At 37.4% G+C, this 25,299-nt stretch carries 22 protein-coding genes; 21 read left to right on the forward strand and 1 reads right to left on the reverse strand.

What is annotated here, in order from left to right; genetic code table 11:
- The first annotated feature begins 15 nt into the window (after positions 1 to 15).
- From IGI67_RS12900 to gtfA, 7 genes are all read left to right on the forward strand, one after another.
- Entirely contained in the window at positions 16 to 2,316 is a 2,301-nt protein-coding gene (locus tag IGI67_RS12900; RefSeq protein WP_207107270.1) for a glycoside hydrolase family 65 protein, read from the forward strand.
- A 12-nt stretch (positions 2,317 to 2,328) separates the two neighbouring features.
- Complete coding sequence (locus tag IGI67_RS12905) at positions 2,329 to 3,600, forward strand: sugar ABC transporter substrate-binding protein (RefSeq protein WP_207107176.1); 1,272 nt, start codon at positions 2,329 to 2,331, stop codon at positions 3,598 to 3,600.
- Positions 3,601 to 3,693: 93 nt separating this feature from the next.
- Positions 3,694 to 4,596: a carbohydrate ABC transporter permease gene (locus IGI67_RS12910; RefSeq protein ID WP_242550197.1), complete on the forward strand. Its 903-nt coding sequence runs from the start codon at positions 3,694 to 3,696 to the stop codon at positions 4,594 to 4,596.
- Positions 4,596 to 5,432, forward strand: a complete 837-nt coding sequence (locus IGI67_RS12915) for a carbohydrate ABC transporter permease (protein WP_207107177.1) — start codon at positions 4,596 to 4,598, stop codon at positions 5,430 to 5,432. Before IGI67_RS12910 ends, IGI67_RS12915 begins: the two co-directional genes overlap by 1 nt.
- A gap of 16 nt (positions 5,433 to 5,448) precedes the next feature.
- Positions 5,449 to 7,419, forward strand: coding sequence for a glycoside hydrolase family 65 protein (locus IGI67_RS12920; protein WP_207107178.1), 1,971 nt, complete (start codon positions 5,449 to 5,451; stop codon positions 7,417 to 7,419).
- A gap of 23 nt (positions 7,420 to 7,442) precedes the next feature.
- Positions 7,443 to 8,549: an ABC transporter ATP-binding protein gene (locus IGI67_RS12925; RefSeq protein ID WP_207107179.1), complete on the forward strand. Its 1,107-nt coding sequence runs from the start codon at positions 7,443 to 7,445 to the stop codon at positions 8,547 to 8,549.
- A 72-nt stretch (positions 8,550 to 8,621) separates the two neighbouring features.
- Positions 8,622 to 10,064 carry a sucrose phosphorylase gene (gene gtfA / locus IGI67_RS12930; RefSeq protein ID WP_207107180.1) on the forward strand — a complete coding sequence of 481 codons (1,443 nt, stop codon included), beginning with the start codon at positions 8,622 to 8,624 and terminating at the stop codon, positions 10,062 to 10,064.
- 318 nt (positions 10,065 to 10,382) lie between these two features.
- On the opposite strand, the gene IGI67_RS12935 is transcribed toward gtfA, so the two are convergent.
- Positions 10,383 to 11,699: a TerB N-terminal domain-containing protein gene (locus IGI67_RS12935; RefSeq protein ID WP_207107181.1), complete on the reverse strand. Its 1,317-nt coding sequence runs from the start codon at positions 11,697 to 11,699 to the stop codon at positions 10,383 to 10,385.
- Positions 11,700 to 12,196: 497 nt separating this feature from the next.
- On the opposite strand from IGI67_RS12935, the gene IGI67_RS12940 reads away from it, so the two are divergent.
- The 14 genes from IGI67_RS12940 (at position 12,197) to IGI67_RS13005 (ending at position 25,297) form a co-directional block, all read left to right on the forward strand.
- The gene (locus IGI67_RS12940) at positions 12,197 to 12,451 is read left to right on the forward strand and encodes a hypothetical protein (RefSeq protein ID WP_429957966.1); all 255 of its coding nucleotides are present in this window, start codon (positions 12,197 to 12,199) and stop codon (positions 12,449 to 12,451) included.
- 46 nt (positions 12,452 to 12,497) lie between these two features.
- On the forward strand, positions 12,498 to 12,818 hold the full coding sequence (locus IGI67_RS12945; protein ID WP_429957967.1) for a DUF961 family protein: 321 nt from the start codon (positions 12,498 to 12,500) through the stop codon (positions 12,816 to 12,818).
- Positions 12,819 to 12,829: 11 nt separating this feature from the next.
- Positions 12,830 to 13,225 (forward strand): DUF961 family protein, encoded by a 396-nt coding sequence (locus IGI67_RS12950; RefSeq protein WP_429957968.1) that lies wholly within the window; start codon positions 12,830 to 12,832, stop codon positions 13,223 to 13,225.
- Positions 13,226 to 13,241: 16 nt separating this feature from the next.
- On the forward strand, positions 13,242 to 13,730 hold the full coding sequence (locus tag IGI67_RS12955; protein ID WP_429957969.1) for an antirestriction protein ArdA: 489 nt from the start codon (positions 13,242 to 13,244) through the stop codon (positions 13,728 to 13,730).
- Between the two features lie 6 nt (positions 13,731 to 13,736).
- Positions 13,737 to 15,164: an FtsK/SpoIIIE domain-containing protein gene (locus tag IGI67_RS12960; protein ID WP_429957970.1), complete on the forward strand. Its 1,428-nt coding sequence runs from the start codon at positions 13,737 to 13,739 to the stop codon at positions 15,162 to 15,164.
- A gap of 473 nt (positions 15,165 to 15,637) precedes the next feature.
- On the forward strand, positions 15,638 to 16,813 hold the full coding sequence (locus IGI67_RS12965; protein WP_429957971.1) for a replication initiation factor domain-containing protein: 1,176 nt from the start codon (positions 15,638 to 15,640) through the stop codon (positions 16,811 to 16,813).
- A gap of 120 nt (positions 16,814 to 16,933) precedes the next feature.
- Positions 16,934 to 18,994 carry an MSCRAMM family protein gene (locus IGI67_RS12970; protein ID WP_429957972.1) on the forward strand — a complete coding sequence of 687 codons (2,061 nt, stop codon included), beginning with the start codon at positions 16,934 to 16,936 and terminating at the stop codon, positions 18,992 to 18,994.
- 80 nt (positions 18,995 to 19,074) lie between these two features.
- Positions 19,075 to 19,788, forward strand: a complete 714-nt coding sequence (locus IGI67_RS12975; protein WP_429957973.1) for a class A sortase — start codon at positions 19,075 to 19,077, stop codon at positions 19,786 to 19,788.
- Between the two features lie 11 nt (positions 19,789 to 19,799).
- Positions 19,800 to 20,363: a hypothetical protein gene (locus IGI67_RS12980; RefSeq protein ID WP_429957974.1), complete on the forward strand. Its 564-nt coding sequence runs from the start codon at positions 19,800 to 19,802 to the stop codon at positions 20,361 to 20,363.
- Between the two features lie 9 nt (positions 20,364 to 20,372).
- Positions 20,373 to 20,753, forward strand: coding sequence for a hypothetical protein (locus IGI67_RS12985; protein ID WP_429957975.1), 381 nt, complete (start codon positions 20,373 to 20,375; stop codon positions 20,751 to 20,753).
- 360 nt (positions 20,754 to 21,113) lie between these two features.
- Entirely contained in the window at positions 21,114 to 21,992 is an 879-nt protein-coding gene (locus IGI67_RS12990; protein WP_429957976.1) for a conjugal transfer protein, read from the forward strand.
- Complete coding sequence (locus IGI67_RS12995; RefSeq protein ID WP_429957977.1) at positions 21,989 to 22,330, forward strand: TcpD family membrane protein; 342 nt, start codon at positions 21,989 to 21,991, stop codon at positions 22,328 to 22,330. The genes IGI67_RS12990 and IGI67_RS12995 overlap by 4 nt, the downstream gene beginning before the upstream one ends.
- Before the next feature lie 11 nt (positions 22,331 to 22,341).
- Positions 22,342 to 22,806, forward strand: a complete 465-nt coding sequence (locus IGI67_RS13000; RefSeq protein ID WP_429957978.1) for a TcpE family conjugal transfer membrane protein — start codon at positions 22,342 to 22,344, stop codon at positions 22,804 to 22,806.
- Positions 22,781 to 25,297 carry an ATP-binding protein gene (locus IGI67_RS13005; protein WP_429957979.1) on the forward strand — a complete coding sequence of 839 codons (2,517 nt, stop codon included), beginning with the start codon at positions 22,781 to 22,783 and terminating at the stop codon, positions 25,295 to 25,297. The genes IGI67_RS13000 and IGI67_RS13005 overlap by 26 nt, the downstream gene beginning before the upstream one ends.
- Positions 25,298 to 25,299: the final 2 nt, after the last annotated feature.

Raw genomic sequence — 25,299 nt, forward strand, 5'->3', positions numbered from 1 at the left:
CAAGATTTGACGAAAATGAATTATGTTAAAGAAAATCTTTGGCAAATTGAAGAAGTAGGTTTTGATAGTCGCTATTTAGGAAAAACAGAAAGTATCATGGCACTAGGAAATGGTTACCTTGGTAGTCGGAGTGCTACGGAAGAGCATTATACAACAGAGCGTCGAGATACTTTTGTAGCTGGTACATTTAATAAATTTGCTGAAAATGAAGTGAGTGAACTGCCGAATATACCTGATATGTGGTGGATGGATTTTATTATTAATGGTGAAATTTTTTCATTAGAAAAAGGAATAACGAGCAACTTCAGCAAGCGATTGAATCTAAAAAATGGCGAATTGATCCGAGAGTTTGATTGGGAGTTTGCTACAATAAAATTGCATTTTACTTTCCGTAGATTTGTTTCCAAAGCACGCCGGCATTATTTATCGAGTTTTGTAACAGTTGAAAATTTAACAGATATACCAATCAGTATTCAAATTCGTTCTGGTATCGACGGACAAGTGACAAATTCAGGCAGTCAACATTTTCATGAAGGAGAAAAGGGACTAGTAAATGGAAAGTATATTCAAATGATGCCACAAACGAATGAAAGTGAGATTGATTTTGTTTTTACAATCGGGCATCGACTCAATGCTAAAAATGTCAGTGAACGTATTGAAATGGGACGTCGTCAAATTTTTATGAATTATTTCTTTGATCTCCCGTCGAATAATTCAGCGACTATTGAAAAGCGAATGAGTGTGTATACTTCTATTGATAACGACATTTCAGATCATGAAATTTCTGAAATCCGGGAAACAGCAATATCAGAAATGGAAGCGCTTGAAGTCTTTTCTTTTGAAGAGTTATTGCAAGAATCAGCTGAAAAGTGGAGCGAGATATGGGAGAAGCATCCCATCGAGATTGAAACGGAGAATTTTAAAGATCAGTTAGCTATTCACTTTGCTAAATACCATTTACACATAATGACACCTGCTCATAATGAACACATGAATATTGGTGCGAAAGGTTTAAGTGGCGAGGGATATAAAGGGCACACTTTCTGGGATACAGAAATCTTTATGTTACCCTACTTTAACTTCACTCATCCAGAGATCGCGAAGAGCTTAGTTACTTATCGTTACTTAGGTCTGGACGGTGCACATAAAAAGGCAAGAAATAACGGTTATGAAGGTGCTCAATATCCATGGGAAGCAGCAAATCCAACAGATGGCGAAGTAACACCTGTTTGGGGTGCGGCAGATATTGTTACTGGGCAATCGACAAAAATTTGGTCAGGTTTTATTGAACAACATATCACCAGTGATGTGACCTTTGGAGTAAAGCAATATATTGATGTGACTGGAGATCAAGAGTTCACTGAACAAAAGGCATATGAAATTTTATTTGATACTGCAAAGTTCTGGGGCAGCCGTTTAGAATATAATACTGAAAAAGATTATTATGAAATCAAAGATGTAATTGGACCAGACGAATACAAAGAACACGTAAATAATAATGCCTATACAAATTATACCGCCCACTGGAATGTTACTTATGCGTTGAACCTGGCGAAAGAGCTTAAGGAACACGATCCAGAAACTTTTGAACGACTGAATCAAAAACTAGAATTAGATAATGTCCTAGCAGATTTAGCGAGAAAGGTGGATAAAATTTTTCTCCCACAACCAACGGATGAAGGGATTATTCCTCAAGACGATTCTTATTTATCAAAGAAAACTATTGATCTTACGAAATATAAATCAAAAGATGGCGTTGATGGGCTATTTCACGATTACAATTTAGAACAAGTAAATGAAATGCAAATCACGAAACAAGCGGATGTATTATTGCTCTTATATTTGTTTGAAGGTCTTTTTCCTCGAGAAATGAAATTAAAAAACTTTGAATACTATGAACCGAAGACGACTCACGATAGTTCACTGAGTTTATCGACGCATGCGATTCTATCAGCGGATCTTGGAAAATTAGATGAATCATATGAGTTTTTCGAAAAGGCTTGTAACATTGATATGGGTGAATACATGAAGTCTTCAGATGATGGAATACATGCTGGAAGTCTTGGAGGAATCTGGCAGATGATTGTCTTTGGATATGGCGGTGTTCGTATGATCGATGGAAAACTACGTATCGAACCGCATTTGCCGAAAGCATGGAATAAATTGACTTATGGATTTGATTATCATGGCGAATCTATCACTGTTGTTGTTATGAAGGAAGGCTTTGAGTTAACCAAAGAAGATAATGGAAACGATGTGGTGTTTTTCTCAAATGGAGAAGCATATACATTAAAAAATAAGCTGTCAATTTTATAGGAGGAAATTCAGATGAAGAAATGGAAAAAGGTATTAACATTAGGAGCATTGACACTTGCATCAATTACTTTGGTGGCTTGTGGAAATAAAACGGACAATGGCGCAGATGAGACTGATTTCAAAGATAAAACGTTGAAATTAGGTGTATGGGGCGGAAATGAATCAGAAGAAAAGACATTAAAATCTTTGATCGCTGATTTTGAAAAAGAAACTGGAGCAAGCGTCAAATTAAAAACGTATACAGACTATAACACGCAAATACAGACTGATCTAATCGGGAAAACTGCACCAGATGCTTTTTATGTAGACTCCTCTTATTTTCCATTTTTGGCTAGTAAAGGCGCGCTTGCACCGTTAGATAAAAAGACGTTTTCTTCTGATGAGTATTATAAAAACTTGACAGATGCTTTTACGGATGATGGAGAATTATACGGAATACCTAAGGATTTTTCGACATTAGCATTATATAAAAATACAAAAATGTTTGAAGACGTGGGAGTCGATCCTGAATCAGTTCCGACATCTTATGAAGAATTAACCACTTGGCTGCCAAGCTTCCAAGAAAAATTGGATGCCAAATATGGTGTGGGAAAAGTCAAAGCGATGAGCTATACAGATGAACTATCTCGTTCGTATCACTTGGCAGCACGCGCTGGGGCAAAGCCAATTAAAAACAACGGCAGACCAGATCTTGAAAATAAAAAAGTAGTTGATAATCTTTCGATCTTGAAAAAATTAATTGATACTAACGCTGTTGCAACACCACAAGAATTAGGTGCAGGCTGGAACGGTGAAGCTTTTGGAACAGGAAAAATCGCGATGATGGATGAAGGCAACTGGGTATATCAAACTTTGAAAGACGAGTTCAGTGATATTCAGTTCTCCGTTTCACCAATGCCTACTTATAAAGGTAAAGAAGGCGGTATGATGTTCACTGTTGGTTGGGGAAAATATGCTGGTACGAAGAGTTCAGCTTTAGCAGATGAATGGATTAAGTTCGCAACTGGAAAAAAAGCAATGACTAAATGGGTCGATGGAACAGGTACTTTACCTACACGGGAAGACGTAGCTACTACTGCTAAAATTAGTAAAAATGAAGACTTAAAAGTTCACTTAAATGCGGTCGATTATTCAACTGTTTGGCAGAATGGTACCAGCTTAGCAACAATCAATAAAGCGTATCAAAATTACTGGCCAGAAGTTTCTTCAGGAAAATCTAGTTTAGAGGACGCTATGAAAAAAGCTGATAAACAAGCAATTGACGATATCGAAAAATCAGAATAATTGAATAGGCAGGGGTTCAATTCCTCTGCCTACTATTTATTTAAACAAGCGGATGATAGTTGGAATAAAATAGGCGGTCCAAAGGAGGATGACATGGCAACAAAGGTAAGAAAGTCTAAAAGAGAGATCAATGAGATGTTGCAGGGGTATGCATTTATTACGCCAGCAATTTTAGTGCTATTGGTATTTTTTGTTATTTCGATTGTTTTTGCTATCTATTTATCATTCAATAAGGTGGATTTATTTACTGGAGAATACACATGGAATAATTTTGAGAACTATGTCAATATTTTTAAAGATCCTCGAAGTATCATCGCATTAAAAAATACAGCGACCTTTGCGTTATTCGTTGTACCAATCCAAACAATTATTGCTCTTGTAATGGCTTATGTGTTAGCAAGTCGTGATGTCAAAGGAAAGAAAGTTTTTAGAATGGTATATTTTCTACCGACTTTGACCAGCTCAAGCGCGTTGACAATCATTTTCATGTTCCTCTTCAACATCAATGGGCCAATTAACAATTTTCTGATGAATCTTGGATTGTATCAGACACCGATAAACTTCTTACAAGAACCTACTTACGCTTTAAAGGTGATCATGGCGATGAATATTTGGTCGACTGTTCCATATTTTATGACGATTTATTTAGCTTCTTTAGTTGATCTACCCTATTCATTGTATGAAGCAGCAGAAATTGATGGAGCCAATGCGTTGGAGAAACTAAGATTCATTACTATTCCGTATCTTCGTCCAATTACGACTTATGTTTTATTGACAGGGATTATCGGAACTTTCCAGATGTTTGATCAAGCTTATATTTTCAGTAACGGTAGTGGTGGTCCGAATAATTCAACATTGACACTTAGTCTTTTGATCTATCAGAATGCTTTTGGTCAGATGCCTACTATGGGATTTGCAGCGGCTTTGGCAGTAATTTTATCAATTATCATTTTTATGGTCAGCCGAATTGCTGAGAAATTGAATGGAGGGAACTAATGAAAAAGACGGGTAAACAAAAATTTTTGAAGATTTTACTTTATGTCATTATGATCTCGTACGCGCTGATCACTTTTTATCCATTCATTTGGGCAGTTGCCGCAAGTTTCAAACCATTAAAAGAAATCGTTTCTGGAGGAATGAGTATTTTTGGAGGTGATTTCACACTTGCCAATTATGAGTATATTTTAGGTCGAAGTGAAAACTTTCCACGTTGGTTTATGAACTCATTAATCGTATCGATCATTGGGACTGCAATAAATTTATTTTTGAATACGATGGCAGGTTATGCGTTGGCGCGGATTAATTTCCCAGGACGCGAACGAATCTACTGGGGGATGTTAGCCATGCTAATGGTGCCAGCCCAAGTATTATTAATTCCGAATTATTTAATTATATCCAGTTTAGGGATGAAGGATACATTTGCAGCGTTGATTTTACCAGCGGCGATCAATATCGGGAATATCTTTATGATGCGTCAGTTCTTTTTGAGTTTTCCAAAAGATGTGGAAGAAGCGGCAACAATCGATGGACTTTCACGAACAGGAACTTTTTTCAGAATCGTTATGCCATTAGCTAAGCCAAGTATTTCTACACAGGCAGTATTTGTTTTCATGAGCTTTTGGAATGAATTCTTAAAACCCATGTTGTATATGACGACACCGTCAAAGTACACGTTGACGTTGGGACTTCAAACCTTTAAATCACAAAATGCTGGACAACGTTGGGATCAAATCATGCCAGCTAGTATTATCTCCATTGTACCGATCATTATTTTGTATATCATATTTAATAAATATTTCCTACAAGGTGTCCGAATGGACGGAGAGAAATAGGAGAAGCAGACAGACTATGAAAGATTTTATTTTAACGCTAGACGACATAGGAAATAAATCCGTTCAAAACATCGAGACGCTATTTGCTCAAGCAAACGGAACTTTAGGAGTACGTGCAAGTCTTCCTATTCGAACAGGAGAAAGTACACCTGGGACATTTTTGAATGCCTTTTATGAGAGTCACGACATTGTTTATGGTGAGAATGCCTACGGCTATGCAAAGCAACATCAAACGATGGTAAATCTATTTGATTTGCGAAGCATCGAGTTAATGATTGATGGTAAAAGTGAGTTTTTGTTGAGTGATCAATCAGTTGTATTAGATATGGAAAAAGGACTATTGTTTGAGAGTTATATTTATGAAACTGGTGATGGAAAAAAATTTGAATATCTGCTTGAGAGTTTTGCTAGTCACTCTGAACGAAGCGTGTATGCTCAAAAAATTCAAATAAAGGCACTCAACTTTTCAGGAGTAGTTAAGCTGGTCAAAAAAGGACGGCCGGTCTCTGTTAAAAAAGGAGAGGCGTTTGATCCCCGTATTAAAAATTCGAGCACTGAGTTGATTCAAGAAGGAAATAAATATACTACGCAAAATAGTAGGCTAAGTATCTATGTGAAATTTGATTCTCTTTCAGAAGAACGTAGACTGAATGAAGGAGAGTCGATTTCTTTTACTCAGCTTTATCACATTTCTCGTGAAAATCATTTTTCTTCACTCAGTTATGATGAGTTAAAAAATAAACAGGTCGAGATATTTGCTAATTTCTGGAAGAGTTCAGATATTGAAATTGAAGGAAACACTCGTTTGCAAAAAGGAATTCGTTTCAATATGTATCATCTATTCAACTCTGCTGGACGTGATGGAGCTAGTAATTTTTCTGCCAAAGGCTTAACTGGTGAAGGATATGAAGGACACTACTTTTGGGACACTGAGATGTACTTACTGCCCTTTTTTATCTATACACAACCAGAAATAGCAAAAAGTTTATTAAGCTATCGAGTGAGTATTTTGCCAAAAGCACAAGCTAGGGCAAAAGAGTTAGGGTTTCAAGGAGCACTTTTCGCTTGGCGGACGATTAATGGAGAGGAAACATCCGCCTATTATCCAGCAGGAACTGCACAAGTTCATATCAATGCTGACATCGCATATGGCTTTGAGTTATTTGAGAAAGTTACTGGAGATACAGATTTCATTGAGGAAAATAGTACTTTGATCTTTGAAACAGCTAGATTTTGGTTGGATTACGGTTTTTACTCTAAACGGGGATTTGAGATCCACGAGGTCACAGGACCTGATGAATATACTGCTTTAGTGAACAACAATTACTATACAAATAAAATGGCACAAAATAATCTTTTCTATGCAGCAAGACTAGCTAATCGATTAAAGTCAAATGAAGATGAAGCGAAATATTGGTTTAATGCTGCTGAAAATATGTATTTTGGTTTTGATCAGGAATTACAGATTATTCAACAGGATGATAGCTTCTTAACTAAAGAACCGTGGGACTTTGTGAATACGCCAAAAGAGAAGTATCCATTGTTGCTACATTATCATCCAATGAAGATATATAAACATCAAGTATTGAAGCAAGCAGATACGATCTTAGCTCACATGTTATTTGATGAGTCGCAAGAACAAGTTAATCGGGATTTTGCTTTTTATGAACCTTTGACTACACATGATAGTTCATTATCGAGAACCGTTTATGGTGTTGTCGCTAGTAAACTTGGACGTAGTGAGTTGGCTTATAGATTTTTCAAAGAAGCTGCCATAATGGATTTGGAAGATTCTCAAGGAAATGCGAGTCATGGAATTCATGCTGCAAACATGGGCGGTTCATGGTTAGGACTAATTTATGGTTTTGCAGGACTTTCATACGAAAATGGGGAGATCAAGACTAATAATAATTTACCTAAAGAAATAAAATCAATGAAGTTTACGATAACGATTCAAGGAGAAAAGAAGCATATCATTATCGAATAAATATTAGAAAATGAGGGATAAAAATGACTACAATGACTCTGTCGCATATCTATAAAAAATACCCGAAAAACGAGAATTATTCTGTCGATGATTTCAATTTAGAGATTTCAGATGGTGAGTTCATCGTATTTGTAGGACCGTCAGGTTGTGGGAAATCAACGACTTTAAGGATGATTGCAGGCCTTGAAGATATTACAGAAGGAGAGTTCAGGATAAACGAAGCTGTGATGAATGATACGCCGCCAAAGGATCGAGATATTGCTATGGTCTTCCAAAATTATGCGTTATATCCACATATGACGGTGTTCCAGAATATGGCTTTTGGGCTAAAACTTCGTAAATATCCAAAAGAAGAGATCAAAAGACGGGTAGAGGAAGCGGCAGAGATTTTAGGATTAACTAATCTATTAGAACGAAAACCTGCTGATATGTCAGGGGGACAACGCCAGCGCGTAGCAATGGGACGGGCGATTGTTCGTGATGCAAAAGTGTTCTTGATGGATGAACCACTTTCCAATTTAGATGCAAAATTGCGTGTTCAGATGCGTGCGGAGATCGCAAAGATTCATCAACGCATCGGAGCAACGACTGTTTATGTGACACATGATCAGACCGAAGCAATGACATTGGCAAGTAGAATCGTTATTATGAACGATGGAAAAATTCAACAAGTAGGAACACCGCAGGAATTATATAATCATCCGGCTAATAAGTTTGTTGCTGGATTTATCGGGAGTCCAGCAATGAATTTCTTTACTGTGACATTTGATGGTGAGCAAATCTCAAATAGACAAGGTTTAGATTTGAAAGTACCTGAAGGTCAAGCAAAATTACTGAAAGAGAAAGGATATGTCGGAGAAGAAATAGTATTTGGTATTCGTCCAGAAGATATTAATTCTGAGGCATTAGCGATTGATACCTATATGGATAGTACAGTCGAAGCACAAGTAATTGTTTCCGAGCTTTTAGGGCATGAGTCGATGCTCTATTCAACGATTGGTAATACAGAGTTTATCTCCAAAGTTTCTGCACGGGACTATCACAAGCCAGGAGAAACGATAAAACTTGCTTTTAATGTTAGCAAAGCTAGCTTTTTTGATAAAGACTCGGAAGATGTGATTTCGTACTAGGAATGACCAAATGTTTTAATTCAAAAAAGCGCTTGAATAACGATGATAGCGAACTGCAAAGGAGTCAATGGAATGACAATTGAGAATAAAGCGATGCTAATTACGTATGCAGACAGCTTGGGGAAAAACTTAAAAGAGTTAACCCAAGTGATGGAAAACCATTTTAGTCAAGCGGTAGGTGGTGTACATTTGTTGCCCTTCTTTCCTTCAACAGGTGATAGAGGTTTTGCCCCTAAAGATTATTCGGTTGTCGATCCTGCATTTGGTACATGGAAAGAAGTGGAAGATCTAGGAGAAAAGTACTATTTAATGTTTGATTTTATGATCAATCATATTTCTCGCGAGTCGTTCTTTTTCCAAGATTTTAAGCAAAAACACGATGAGTCAAAGTATAAAGAAATGTTCATTCGAATCAATCAATTCTTTCCAGAAAATCGACCAAGCCCAGAAGATATTGATCTTATCTACAAACGTAAAGACAAGGCCCCTTTTCAAGAAGTTTGTTTCGCTAATGGATGTACCGAAAAAGTCTGGAATACTTTTGGAGAGGAACAAATTGATTTAGATGTCACTAAAGCAGTTACGAAGGAGTTTATTCGTAATACGATCAAGGATATGGCTGCACATGGTTGTTCATTGATCCGTTTGGATGCCTTTGCTTATGCTATCAAGAAATTAGATACGAATGATTTTTTCATTGAACCGAACATCTGGGAACTGTTAGATGAAGTTCGCATGGAAGCTGAGAAGTATGCGATTGAATTGCTGCCGGAGATCCATGAGCATTATTCGATCCAATTCAAAATCGCTGATCATGACTACTTTATCTATGATTTTGCGTTGCCGATGATTATGCTACATGCACTATATAGCGGAAAAACAGAGCAGCTTGCAGCTTGGCTAAAACAAAGTCCTATGAAGCAATTCACTACACTAGATACTCATGATGGAATTGGAGTCGTGGATGCTAAAGATTTATTGACAGATCAAGAGTTAGACTTTACTTCTGAAAAGCTTTATGAAGTTGGAGCGAATGTCAAAAAAATATATTCATCTGCTAGCTATAACAATTTGGACATTTATCAAATCAACAGTACTTACTACAGCGCTTTGGGTGAACAGGATGACAGTTATTTACTCGCACGTGTCCTACAAATTTTTGCACCAGGTATTCCTCAGATTTATTATGTCGGATTGCTTGCAGGAAGAAATGATATTCAGTTATTAGAGGAAACAAAGGAGGGGCGGAACATCAATCGTCATTATTATGATATTGAAGAGATTGCAGAAGAAGTTCAGCGCCCAGTGGTGAAGAAGTTGCTGGAACTGTTAGAATTTCGGAATAAGGAGCTAGCTTTTGATTTGAATGGATCAATCGAAGTAAATACACCGTCTGAGCACACAATCGAGATTGAACGTAAAAACCATGCAAAAACTGAAAGTGTAAAGTTAATTGCAGACTTGAGTTCAAAGAAATTCTCAATTTATAAAAATGATCAACAATTTTCATTTTAAAATACAAATTGTTTACTGAACTAAATAATGGACAAATTTGTTTTTCATCAGTGCTGGCAATTTGTTAGAAATGGGAAAAAAATTTATTTATTTCCCATAAGAAAAACAGGAGAGAAACGTTGAAATTTCAACGATTATAGAGATTAATCAAGTATAAATTTAGTAGTTACTACCCCCCTAGTTAGATACTGGGGGTTAATACTTTGTGACGCGCTACGCGCGCCACAAAGACGAGCTTCTCAGCTCGCCGCTTAGCACTAAGGTGCAGCGCCGAGCTGAGGGCTCGATGAATTGAATTAACGCAACTAATTGTAACAATTATTTCATCTTATTCTCCAATTTGTCTTTTTCATTCAATTCAATAGCTTTTGCTAGTCGCTCAGTTAGCTTGGGAATATTCCCAGCATTCTTGATTCCTATTTTTAAGATTTCAACTTCATCCGAGAAACGCTTTTGTTTTCGATAAAGAATCCCTAGTTTTTCATAGAGAGCTGGTGCATCAAAATTTGCCTTTACTGAACGCAGTAACCATTCTTCTGCATCTTTCAAATTTCCTTCTTTATATAATTCTATTCCTCTCATTTCTTCATCAAAACCATCGGAAATTGCCTCTTTGGATAATAGTATCCGCTCCTTTAATGATAATCCATCATTTGGAGTATATATTTCATCCTTCTTTTTAGTATCTTTTGCTTCTTTTTTCGGGTGTTTATTTGGCTTCTTTTTTCTAAGTTCAGCTAGTTCGACTTTAGTTTTTTCGTGGGCTTCCTTTATTAATAAGTAAAAATCTGAATGTATTTTGGAAGAAAGAATCAAATTAGGATATTGAAATTCTCGCTCTGGAATAGAGGTATTGGCTAACATCAACCTAATCAATTCCTTAGTGTCTATTTTAATAGCTTTATCCAAGATATATTCATCTCGTCCATACTTTTTTTGCAATAACTTTTTAAGATTATTACTGAACAATTCTGGATCAGATTTAATATATCTTTGGTTCGAGAAACCAACCGCTTTTGCCATCACCATTAAATCTTCGGGACTAAAACTACCAATGAATGATCCTTTTACTAAAAATAAAAGTTCAGGTTTAAGATAATTAAGATTAATTTTGTACAAAATTGAAGGATCTTTCGTTTTCATTGCTGCAAAAATCAGAGCATCGTTTGAGTAACTCAAAAAGGATTTATTTGTATGATAATGCTGGAGTTTAACAATCATATCAATTGATTCAGCAAATTTTCGATTCATATAAATGTTTCTTTCCAATCCGTAGTAAAAAACAAAAACGTAACCGATATCAATAGGATTAGTAATGTCTGTTAAAAATGATAAGTATTTGAAACGTTGTTCAGGTGACATTTCAGAATAGGAAGGGTAGTAACCTAAAGGAATTTCGTTTCCTTGCCGAACAGGTAAAGAGGTAGTGATTTCTGATGGTTCAAAATCACTACTCAACTCAAAAGAGATGGGACCATTTTGAGTTTTGTTCCAAACTGTAGGTTTATCAGAAATGAACAGCAAATCTTTTACATCTGAAGGTATTGAGTTTGTATAAACTGCTATCTTATTTCCTCTATGTTTCTTTTGCTTATTAGAATTGTTATCCTTTTTAAAAAAATTAAATAACCCCATAGTATTCTCCTTTACATTTTTACATAGTCAAAATAAGTATAACAAAGACTTAGATAGTAAAAATGAATCTAGAAGATTTTGAATCAACAAATTTATGGAATGTAGAATATAAAAAAGAGATATCATCTAAGACGATATCTCTTCAAGTAAACCAGACTTTGTTATCTTAAAATCCCTGGCGGAATTTTGGCGGACAACTTTGTCAGTTTATATGGTTTTTACCCGTTTCTTCGAGTGTCAAAAGCCCGTTAAATCAACGTTTTGATATCAAACGAAGCATATCAATTATTCCCACTCCGTATTTGACCAATGCAATATCATGTAAAATGCTTGATATCAAGGCATTTTAAGAGAGAAAGAAATACAAAAATAATTGAAATTTGATATAAGGCGTGCCATCTGTGTGCCACATGATATGAAGAAAGAGCCGATTTGAGAAATCATTTCGTCTCTTTCTTTTTCGCCAAATTGAAAATTTCTCTAGTGAAGGTGAGAAAATGCGGAAACCAGCTTTAGCAAGACGTATCGCAAAACTTTTAATTATTACAGGTTATTTAACCAATTGGCAAGATCCGATTCTTTCATTTGGTCCTAGGCAATCAGAGGTACATCTTTTCTATTATCTGATGAGTTATTCCGTGAAGGAATTGAATGAATTATTAGATGATCTAATTCATATATTGGACAATTCGCCCATACTCATAGATCAGAAAAATAAAAGGGACGAATTAAAGGAGGCGAGAAAAATGTAAATAAATGTATTTTATACTTAAAAAAAAATATTTAGGAGATGGAGAAATGGAATTTTTAAAAATTAAACCAAAAGAAACCTTTGGAACAGTCTCATTTGTAGGAGTACCGATGAGAGGGGCGGAATACAATCAAGGAAGTGGAAATGCAAGGAAACGAGTAGGAACTTACTGCCGCTTCTTGAGCTCCAAGCAATCTGAAACGATTGAAGTCGTGGTTCCCACGCGAGTGAACTTGAGTGAATTCAACTATGGTGAGGTTGTCGAATTGGAGGATGTTCGAGCTGAACCAGTGTCTGAAGGGACAGAAAATGGAGCTATTTCGGGTTGGCGACTATTTGCTCAAAAAGTAAACAGAGGAATAGAATAGGAGAGGATTAGATGGTAAAGAAGAATGAACTTAATGCTGGAATGGAAATTGATTCAAAAGAAACGTTTGGAGAATTACTCTTTCTGCGGATGAAATCCCCAAAAACAGTAGTAAATGAAGATACCGGAATGCGAGATAATGTCGCAAATAGATACGTTGTTCAATCAAGTAAACAGTTGGCGGAAGAAATTATTACAATTCCTATTGAAACGCCAGTAAGAGAGCTTGTTGCTGGGGATAAGGTGGAAATTGTATCTCCAACGACGAATCTATATAGTTTTGGTAATGGAAACTTTACGAACAACTACATTCAAGTATTTGCTGAAGATATTCGTAAGATTGAGACTTCAAGAAAGGCTACTCCAAACGTCACTGAAGGAAAAGAATCTAAAGCACAACTGAAGTAGTTTGAGGTGGGACAAAATGGTTCGAATTTTTGTTGAAAATCTAGGAATGAGGAATTCTGGATTGATAAAAGGAATGTGGTTCGATCTTCCAGTATCTTTCCAAACAATAGCTGAGAAAATTGGACTGAATGAACAGTATGAGGAATACATCATCACTGACTATGAGGCCCCATTCCCCATAGGGGAATTTGACTCTATCGACAAATTGAATCAAATGACAGAAGAGCTGGATGAACTTCCAACATATATTGAAGCCTACGTAAAGCAATTGATTGAGGAATACTATGGGAGTTTTGAAGAATTGCTTAATGATTGGGAGAATATCATCTTTGTCGAAGGAGTAACGAATGATAAACTTTATGGTCAGTATATTATCGATGAAGGGTATTTCAATGTTCCCAGTGAATTAGAGTTCTATATTGATTATGAATCACTCGGGCGTGATTGGCGGATCAATGGGAATATTTTGTATGTTGATGATGGCATGTTTATAATAGTCGGGTGAAATGCAATGAATAAATGGATCCATTACCGCGGAATAAGAATCAGAAATTTCCATAAAAATATCTATAATCTATATCTTCTTTTGATGGCACTACCCTTTCTAGTTGGGATAGGCTTTTTTTATTACCCAAAACTGGAACGAATTTTTGTAAAGAGCCAAGGAAAGAACGTTGACTATGGTGAAATACTTTTACCTAGCGTGGAAATTTTATTGATAATTAGTATGCTTTTTGCTGTGTTGGCACTCGTAAGAAGAGATTCTAAAACAAAAGGAGTGTTCTTCGCCCGAGTATTGCATCGACAGATGCTGGCTAGAATGGTGATCAGTCGTAATTGGGTAGATCGCAAAACACATAAAGGAACGGATGGAAAAGTAAGAGAAAGGATTCGTTTCCCCAATGTATATTATTGGAATGGAAACCACATAACCGAAATAACTGTTCCAACAGATGGAAAAAAGTATCATGAACAAATGCTGAAACTGGGGCCTATTCTTGAACAAATGTTTTTTGCAGATCTCATTGAAACAACTAGTGAATTAGGTTATACAAAATACAAATTATTAATTGGCTTAGGAACGAACAGATTATCTGTGGAAGAGGTAATGGTTACTAAAACATCGATTCAATTGATGAGGGATTTCGTATGGGAGTATGCGAAATACCCACATATGTTGATAGGTGGTGGAACAGGCGGAGGAAAGAGTTTTTTTCTTTTCATCCTTATTCAGAATCTAGCCAAGATAGGAACAGTGTACATTTGTGATCCAAAGAATGCGGATTTAGCCTCTATCGGAGAATTACCTGTTTTTAAGAATCATGCTTTTACTGGGCTGGAACGGATTACGCGGTGTCTAAAAGATGCTGAGAAGGAAATGTTGGAACGCTTCGTCTATATGAAGACGCACGCACAGTATAAATGGGGAGAAGATTACACCTACTATGATATGGAACCGTACTTTATAGTTGCTGACGAGTGGAGTGCGCTGATGGCTGAGGTAAATGGGGACTTCAGGGGACGCTCAGAAATTATGAGACCATTGACACAAATTATTCTTAAAGGGCGACAGGCGGGAGTATTTGTCATATTGGCTACACAGCGGCCAGATGTCGAAGACATCGATGGAAAACTACGGGATCAGTTTAGTGTTCGTCTCTCACTTGGAAAGCTTGAGGCAACAGGCTATCTTCAGATATTTGGGAAAGCTGGAGAGAAGAAAAACTTCTTTAATAATAACATTCGTGGAAGAGGATATATTAGTTTATCTGAAGATCCAAGAGAATTTTATGCACCATTAGTACCGAAAGACTATGACTTTAAAGCAGCATTGCTAAAAATTCCCCATATGATCGAAGAAGATTATGGACGGGTACCATTGGATAAACAGGAAAAGGACACGATTGAACAAGAATTAGATACAAACGGTGGTGTCTAAGGCACGCGTTAGATTAGAGAGTAAAGGTATGGGAGGGGGTTCCCTAGCGAATGCTGGGTTGAAAGGATTTCCGAAGTTGTTGCATTCTGTGCAGAACGAACAAGGTCTCCTTGTGAGAGCTGGGTGCCAAAGCACCCAGCGGTGAATGCAGCAATGTCCCAAAGGTCTCCTTTGGGACATTGCAGGCAGAATCCATACAAATTCGTGAAAGACGAAGGTTTTGAGGCACTTTCAAGCATTCGTAAACGGGAAAACCTGGCTTGGCAGGCAAAGCCTGTCAAGCCTTACCCCCCGTATTCTAACAGGGGGGTAGTGAAGACAGAAATCGAAGAAAAAAGAAAGAATAAAGCTTGAGTTAAAGCCTTTTTTCTTAGGCGCACGTTCAAATTGAAAAAGGGCCATTTTGTCAACTAAATATAGAACAAATGAATAATTGATGGAAAGGAGGAAAGCAGATAAGCAAACGTGAGAGAATGGTGCTTGGAACGAGTATTCGCGCATCAAGAAAACGATTTCGTATGACGCAAAAAGAATTTTCAGAAAAAGTAAATGTGAGCCGTCAAATTATTTGTGATCTGGAAAATGGAAGGAATAAGGTCTCGGAAGAGACGTTACAAAAAATTCTAGATTATATTGCGGAAAGGGAAAGACAAAGTCCCCTAGAAGCAATCATTGACTATTTGAGGGTGAGTTTTCCATTAAAAAAGGCAGATAAAATTTTTACGGAGGTGTTGGGAATCCGCCAAGAGTTTTTTGAAGAAATAGAGTCACACATGTACGGATACGTTGGAGGCTACCGTCTTGACTATATTCAGGTGCTCTATTCAAAAAATAATGATGAGCGTGGTGTGCTCGTTCAATTATCTGGTCAGGGGTGTCGACAGTTTGAAGCCTTTCTTGAAGCACAAGGACGAACTTGGTTTGATTTTTTCTATGCTTGTCTCGATTATCGATGCAGAGTGACGAGATTAGATTTAGCTATAAATGACTATAAAGAATACTTAAGTATTCCTACTCTGTTAAATAAAGTATTGAGGCAGGAATTAATCTCACGATTTAGAAAATTTGAATTCAATGGATCAGGAAGTATTGCAGAAAAGCGTCAAGAAGGAACGAGTATCTATTTTGGGTCAAAAAGAAGTGAATTTTATATTACCTTCTATCAAAAAGATTACGAACAAGCACGAAAATTAAATATTCCAGTAAACGAAGTTCCGATAAAGAATCGCTATGAACTGAGATTCAAGAATAAACGAGCGATGTTAGTTATTGATCAATTTCTTCGAACAGGGGATCTGCCTTCGATCATTCTAGGGATTATGAGAGATTACATGCTGTTTACTGATAGTAAATTCGGGGTTTTACGAAAGCACTGGAAAATAAATAAGAAATGGGATTTCTTTTTAGGGGATGCGGAAAGAATGCGCTTAGCGGTAGAACCGAATGATCAATTGTATGAACGTTCTAAGAACTGGTTCAAACGAACAGCGGCAGCTACTGCAAAAATGATACAGGAAGTGGATGAGTTAAAAGGGACACAAGAGTATCAAGAGATGTTAGATGAAATTGAGTTCAGTGAAAAGCAGCTACACATCATTGAGGTGCAGACAATGAAACTCAAAGATATGATTGTGGAACCAAAAGAATAACTACCTGCTATAAGGGCTCTAAGGCGAATGAAATGTAGGCGTCTATTTTATTATCTGATGCAACGAAGATCATCAAAGATAAATTAAGAACGTAAAAATAGTAGAAAAGAAGGGAAAAACGTGAGTAAAAAGAAAGTTCACTTAAAAAAGATACTGTCGTCATTGACCTGTTTAATAAGTGTTTTGGGCTTGGGATTTGTAAACGTCCAGGCTACGGAACGCTCTCAACCTGTGAAGATGGGAATGACTCCTTATGAAAGTGGAACCGTCTATTACGATTTAGATCACATTTATACATTGTCTGGAACCAGACATGGAGAAGCTTGGTCCGATCGAACTGCAAGTATGGCGGTCTTGAAAGAAAATGGGGATCGAGAAATGGTTTTTTGTATCCAACCAGGCGTACCTCTATCTGGAGGACCTACGACAGAGGATTATGAGTCAATTCCTACTGATCAGGTATCAGAACGAGCACAATTGGCCTCAAGCTTGTGGACGAGAGTCTTTCCAAATAAGACACAACACGAAGAAATGGTCGCTCGAGCGTTGGTGTGGGAAAGCCTGCCGGAATATGGAATAAAGGTAACGAGTATCAGTGGTATTCCTGACTTCTCCACATTAAAGGCAAAACTATCAAAAGCAATAGATGACTATTTGAAGAAACCAAGTTTTGATGGTAAAACCACTCTGCTAAATTATGGAAAGACAACTAAGCTTGATTCTGGTGGTGTGGATCTTCATTTATATGACACAGTTACAAACAATGATGCGAATGTCGCATTTAGTGTAGCAACTGATGGCTTATCTGCTTCAGTAACACCTAAGGATAAAACAAAGGTTAATGGAACTTATGCAGCGAAAAGTAGTTTTGCAGAGGGAACTCCGATTGCGTGGACAAAAGAAGGCTCTCAAACAGTCATGATTTCTAGAATAAAACATACGGCGAACTTTTTAACAAAATTCTTAATTCAACTATCCGGAACAGTGAATGTAAAGAAAGTAGACGATAACGGAAAAATATTAAAAGGCGCAGAGTTTACATTAACAGATCAGAAGGGAAATCAGACAAAGAAAGTAACTGATGATAAAGGATTAGCTAGTTTCTCTATCCAATCGGGAAATGTTTATCAATTGGAAGAAACAAGAACCCCAGAGGGGTTCCACGGATCCTTTATACAAAAAAATATTACGCTTAAGGAAGACGGACAGACCTTTGACTATACGACCAAAAATTCTCAAAATAAGGGAATCATTTTTATCAATAAGAAAGATGAGGACGGGAAAGACTTAGCTGGTGCAGAGTTTACTCAATATGGAAAAGATGGCAAAACTATTGCCGTTAAGAAGACAGATAACGATGGAAAGGTATCGTTTGACCTACTATCGAACAACACGTATGAAGTGAAAGAAACCAAAAATCCGTTAGGTTATCACGGAACATTCGACAAAAAAGATATTACTCTGGCTAATGATGGACAGATCTTTGAGTATACAGCGAAAAATGTTCAAGATAAAGGAAGGATTATCGTTCATAAGATAGATGAAGCTGGAAAGGGACTAGCCAACGCTGAATTTACTCAATATGGAAAAGATGGAAAAGTGGTTTCTGTGAAAAAAACAGATATAGAGGGGAATGTCGCTTTCGATATTCAATCAAACAATACGTATGAAGTGAAGGAAACAAAAAATCCATTCGGTTATCATGGAATGTTCGATCAAAAAAATATTACGTTAGCCAATGATGGTCAGACTTTCGAGTATTCAGCCAAGAATATCCAAGATAAGGGAAAAATCATTATTCATAAAAAAGATGAATCTGGTAACCCTGTGGCTGGCGCAGAATTTACTGAGACAAATAAGGCAGGAAAAACAGTTGCACTAAAGAAAACGAATCGAGAGGGCATTGTCACTTTCATTATTCAATCAAATGATACGTACAGTGTGAAAGAAACAAAAGTACCAGATGGCTATGATGGCTCATTTGAAAAGAAGAATATCACACTGAAAAATGATGGGCAGGTATTTGAATATATGGCGATTAACAATCATAAACATGAGGAACTACCTCAAACAGGTTCAACGAATTACCAAAATAAAGGGTTCTTGGGATTAGTTGTTGCAGGTATTGCGACTGCGATCGGTGTAGCTGTCTACTTCATTCGTAAATATAAGCAGGCGTAAAGCAAAGAATGGGGGCATCCGCTAGGGTGCTCTCAAACTGTAGGCAAAGTCCATTTTATGATTTTTCAGAGGTGAGTATAATGAGAGTTTGGACCAAATATCGTAAAGGACAACTAGCATTCTTTCTGTCTATTTTTTTTACTGGATTAAGTATTTTCACTTACTACATGTACCAACAGCAGCGATTCAATAATGTCACCAAAGAGAAGCAACAGATCGCTTTAAAGGTAATGAAAAGAAAGAATGACCATCAAGCACTTTCGGTAGTAAATTCAGCTGTTTCGGGTAAGTCTTCTGCTCTTCATAGGAATCAAAAGAAGGTTGATTACTCTGGAAAAGAGGTTAAAAGATTAACATTATCACAAATGAATCAAGTTGATGCGAAGAAAGTGACCCGTTCATTTGGTACAGGATTACTTGAAATCCCAAGTATTGGAATGAACTTACCCATTTTAGAGGGAGTGAGTCAAGCCAATTTAAGTGTTGGTGCTGGAACGATGAAAGCTGGACAAGAACTAAAGAAAGGAAATTTTTCATTAGCTGGACATTATATGACGGATGCTGGACTCTTATTTGGTGGAATCAAACGTGTTAATTATGGTGATTCAATTAAGATCATGTATAGAAATAATCGAGCCATTTACCATGTAATTGAAACAAAGAGAATCACTAAGAGTGACAGCTATGTTACCTTTGATTCACAAGGGGAGGGACTTTTAACACTGGTTACTTGTGATCAGGCAGTGGACGGTACGAAGTACCGTTTTATGGTGCGTGCTGCAATTGTTGATTAGAGGTGAGGTCAATGACATACGTAGAAACTGGTTCAGAGATCCAGTTAGCAGAATACCTTTATAAATATGAGGAAATGGTTCGATATATCTTGGAAGAGAAAAGTTTTGCATCCGTAGATTCTGAGCGAACAAAGGTTTTATTGCAGGCTGAATTACGTAAAGCTGAAACATCATGGTATGAATACTATTCATCCAATTATCGGGCCCCTGATTATTCCTATTTACAGCAACAAGTGACAGATTTCGGCGTTTACCGTTTAGATTTATTTGATTGTCGTGATGAAAAATTAACTGTGGATAATTTTGTTTACTATTACATTGAATTGTTAAAGTCTGAAAAATTGCTATCTGGACAAGTCTTCTCAAATCAGGATGTACAATTTATTGAAAAATATGAACGAGATCAAGCACAAAAATATTTTGAAGAGCATGATCAATATTTGAGAGGATATGAGAACGATCGTATTTCAGTAAATGAAACAATGCAACGGCTCGGTTATCAGCAGTTGAAAAATCACTTTGTAGAAGACCCGCTGATTCGTTCTTATCAGATAGTTTCTGACAGAATTCTTTGAGGAAGAGAAATGAAAATAGAATATAGTTTGCCATTAAGCCGTATTTTGCATAAAAAATACGGTTTTTCAGTTTTTACCAGTAATCCAACATTACAGCAAATGCAAGAGTATTTGCGGGTTTGTCGGTTATTAAAGAGATATGATCTTCCGTTTACTCCGTACGTGTCCGTGGTCTATGAACGACAGTTGTCCATCGTGACCAGCCTCATTATTGAAGGAAGTATCGCCCATACGGATCTGGGATTATCACTGGGTTATCGTTATGACTTTTACAAGGCGAGATACATTGGCTCTGAAATTCCACAGGATATTAAACTATATTGTGAACAAGTTGGGTATAAAGAGTTATTGCATGTCGTTAGCCGATTCAGGTTTTTAGAAAAGAAATGAGAATCGGTTTATGAATGGATCGGAACCTATTCCTATGAGGACCAACCAATTGTAACGGTAGGATGTTAGGAGAAGTCAGCTTATAGCCACTACTATAAGCTAACAGCTATCATTGATGGAAAACCTTTGTCAATATGTTTCCGCATATTGCTACAACAAATTAGTGGGTGCTGTATATCTATAGTTTAACAAGAAACAAGTCAAAATGGAAAGGACGTTCTTATGCAGTTCATTAAAAGAAGGAAGGTACCAAAGTCCGAAGCCCTCCAGGAGAAAAAAGAACTAAAACCAAAGACCGCTAGGATTATTTTTATGATTCTAGCTACTTTTTTGCTCATCTCTGCTCCGTTAGGATTTTTAATGGGAAAGCGTGCAAACGTGAATGCGACGAGTAATAGAGCAGCTATTAAGGTGATTCAAAAGACGTTGCGTGGAGAAAGCCAACAGGAATTTGATCGTCTTCTAGCCCAACGGTTTCTCGCATCTTTTATTCCACTATATATGAATAAATCCAATAGTAGTGAAGAGCAATCCAAGCGAAATGAGCAGCTAGAAGAATACTATGCGTCAACAATTTCAACAGAAGAAGAAGGAAACAGCGTACAAACATTGAAAAATCAAACCTTATACCATTTCAAAAAAGAATCTGGAGCAATGATTGCGCAATATATGGTTCATTATACTGTTTCTTATCCTGTTGAAAAGGAAAAAATGGTTCAAAGAAAAGAGGGAAAAAAGACAATTTCAGAAAAACAACGTTACACGGATCAAGAAGAAGCAGATCAAACAGTGTTATTGAATATTCCTTTGATCCAAAAGGATCAACGATTCAAAATAATAGGATTGCCTTACTACACGTCTGTTCCTGAATTGGTTGCAAAAAAAGTAACTGAGAGAAAAGTGGATTTCAGTCAGTATAAGAAGCTTTCAGAAGAAGAAGCAGGAGGAGTCACGGCATTTCTGAAGGAATTCTATCTTTACTATACGTCAGGAGACAAGAAGCAGGTGACGTATCTAATGAAGAGTCCGGAGGTAGCCCCAAAGGGCTATGAAATCTCTGATTCGGAACCATCCGTTTATAAAGACAAAGGGGGATACAAAGTGACTGACACAGTGACGTTGAAGGAAAAAGGATCGAAAAATACTCATAGAGAATCGTTTATGTTTGATATCACCAAAAAAGGTGAGGTCTTCTATATTAAGCAATTTTCACATGAATTAGGGGGAGTCACTAAATGAAAAAAAGAATGAAGCATCTGTTAAATAGTCCATTGATAGTTCGTAGTAAAGTGCTCTGGACGGCAGTTATTAGCTCACTAAGTTTAATTATAAGTATGCCAGCATTTGCGGATGGTGGCCCTTCTGCCAAGAGTTTTTCAAGCTATATATTATCTGACTGGGTATCCCCGCTTTTCGCAATTGCTTGTGTGGTTGGGATCATTCGCTTTTTTATGAACCAAGATATCGCAAAAGCAGTCATTTTATTTGTGGCAGGAGGCATCATTTATTTCTTTATTAAAGACCCGTCGGCCTTTTTAGATAAATTGGGCTTTTTTGCGACAAAATTTGGGTTTTAGAGGAGGTTCAAATGGAGAAAAAGAAAGGAGAAACTTCAAAAGTAAAGCTCGTATTTGACTATCGAGAGCCGTTTCAGTCTCCGTATATGGTAAAAGAACTGACAAAAAAATTACGGTTGCGAAATGCGATTTCTGGACAAACCATTTTTGTGGCAGGGATTAGTTTTGTGATGACGGCATTCGCTTTATTTTCAACGATAGGTTTCAACCATTGGACATTAGGATTGTCTGTCTTGATCCCGTTTGGGTTAGTGGAAGTATTCAATCGAATTGAACCGGATGGGAAAAAAGTCCACCGATTCATCATTGATTATCTTTCCTACTTATGGACATTTGTCTTTCCTAAAAAAGGGATTCATCAAGGAAGAAAGTTAACTATTGTCAAACATCGAATCTCTTATGACCGAAAGAAAGTATCGGATATCCAAGTGAAACGAAAGGGGGGATCCCATGAGATTGACCGTACCAGTTGCTAAAGTGTATGAGAATTTTTTATTAACAAAGAGTAATGACGTCTGGGCCTATTATGAAGTACCAGCCGTCAGCATTACCAATCAGAATAGAGAGAAGCAAGAAAAACATAAAGAGGTCATGAGCCAATTCTTGCAAGGACTACGCCGGTACCGCGACATTGATATGAGTCTACAACCGATAACTTTAGATATTGATGGGCGGGTCAAAGAGCTTTCTGGGGATTTTGCGAATGAATACAAAGAATTAGCAGAAAACATCACGGAACGAACGGTTCAAATTTTGGATCGGGAGTTAGGCTTTATTACTTCTGAGCGTTGGATTATTGGGGTGAAATTGAGTGAAGTTTTTGCCTCAGAAACGCTAAAAGGGAAAATGGGCGAAATGGCAGATCAATTCGTTAGTCGAACGTTGTCTGTCGCAGGCTATGAAATGATGATTGATGAAACGTTCTTTGAACGATATGGCAGCTTAGAGGAAATGTTGTTTCAACGCTTTGGGGCCGTTCAAGGACACCGCTTATCCGAACAAGAATTGATGCACCATGTACATTATCCGTTTGCTAGAGGGTTAGAAAGTGCTTTATCGAACATGTCGCAAAGCTTTACAGGTTCTTATTCACTTACGGATAGTATTATCGATACCTATGATGACCAAGGCCTAATCGAACTGTCTGCGCCTGAAGGTAAAAGTTATGTGGCAATTTTACCAATTTTTAAGTTTGCTAAAAACCTACGGTTTAATCATGTAGTGGATCGTGTCCAAGAGTTGCCATTTCCTGTGGAGTTTGCATTTAAGGGTCGGTTTGAGTCGTTAAAAGGAACGAATGGTCTGCAAGGGAAAAGCAATCGAGCGAACAAACGATTGAAAAATTTTGCGATTGAGTCTCTGAAAACGGGCGATTCTGAAACGAAAAACGGCAAATTAAATCGGTATATTCTGCTAGACCTGGATGAAAAAATCGAAGAACGTGTGCCGGTGATCAAGTGGCAAGGAGCATTTGTGGTGTTTGGGAAAACAGCGAAAGAATGTCGAAAACGAAAAAATGAAGTGATCGATCGCTGCGAGTCTTTACGAGTAGAAGTGGTTAGCGGAATTGCAGATCAAGCAAAACTATTTCATTACTTCTTGGCAGGACAAAAGAGTGATCTAATCAAGAGTTGGGCACATTATACAACCGCTGAGGGAATTTCCGAGTTGATGTTAGGAACCAGCAATCGAATCGGCGACAATGTTGGCTTTGCGATAGGGCGTGTCTCTGAATTAAGTAACGTATCTGGTTTGAAACCGGACGCGATTGCTCGAGCGTGTCGAAAAGTAGTTTTATTGAATCCCAATTTAGCCAATCAGTCAGATGTGGCGGGTAAAGCATCAAGTTCACCACATATTGCGATCACAGGTCCCACCGGCGGTGGGAAATCCTTTTTAGCAAAATTAATTTTCTTTTATTGCAGCTTATTGAATGGTCGTGGACTCTATATTGATCCCAAATCTGAGTACAAGGAATGGCTATTGAAAGTCGCCAACAATCCATATTATCAAGAGAATTATCCGTTATTTGTAGACTACATTCGTTCTTTTAACTTTGTGACATTGGATGCAAACAACCCGGAAAACCATGGAGTGTTGGATCCCTTCAATTATTTAGAAGGCGTGTCTTTACAAGATACGGTTGAAACAATTTTTGAACAGATTTATGACTTTTCCGAGCGTGAAGACGCTCAAACCGATATGATCAAAGGAATTAAGCATGTTCGTTCTTTAAAAGGAGAAGGACAGTGTGTCGGCATATTGACTATTGTGGATTATATGCTCGACAGCAACAATGAAGAAACGAAAAAGACGGGACGTGCTTTGTTTGAGCGAATCGAGGGTTCGATTTTAGAATTGGCGTTTTCGCGAGGCGAGATCAAAGGGTTGGATGTGACTTCAAAAGTGACGATTTTAGAAGTTGCTGGATTGGATGTGCCGAAATCTACAGAAAGTATCCGGAATTATACCTCTAGCCAGAAAAAGTCCGTGGCTTTAATGATGTGCCTCGGGCGATTCTGTGAACAATTTGGCCTGAAAGATCGGAATGAAACAACGTACGTTCTTTTTGATGAAGCATGGCTTTTTTCGAGTTCAGATGGTGGAAGAAAGATCATTAAAGCCATGCGACGCGTTGGGCGAACCTATTCCAATACGTTAGTATTGATTACACAATCCATCAAAGACACACAAACAGATGATGACTCCGGAAACTTTGGCCGGATCTTTGCGTTCGATAATCCGGATGAACGAGAAGAGATCCTGCGGCATCTCGGGTTGGAAGTAAACGAGAAAAATCTTGAGTTTCTAGAAAAAATGCCGCAATACCATTGCGTGTACTTAGATATTTATGGCCGCTGGAATCGAATGCTGGTCTACTGCCCATTTGAGGAAGTTACTGAAAGTTTACGGACGGTTGCACGAAATAAGAGTGCTTCTGCAGAAGAAAGCTACAGAGCCGCATAGCG

The organism is Enterococcus sp. AZ196, assembly GCF_050498845.1.
Taxonomy (GTDB): Bacteria; Bacillota; Bacilli; order Lactobacillales; family Enterococcaceae; genus Enterococcus_A; species Enterococcus_A murrayae.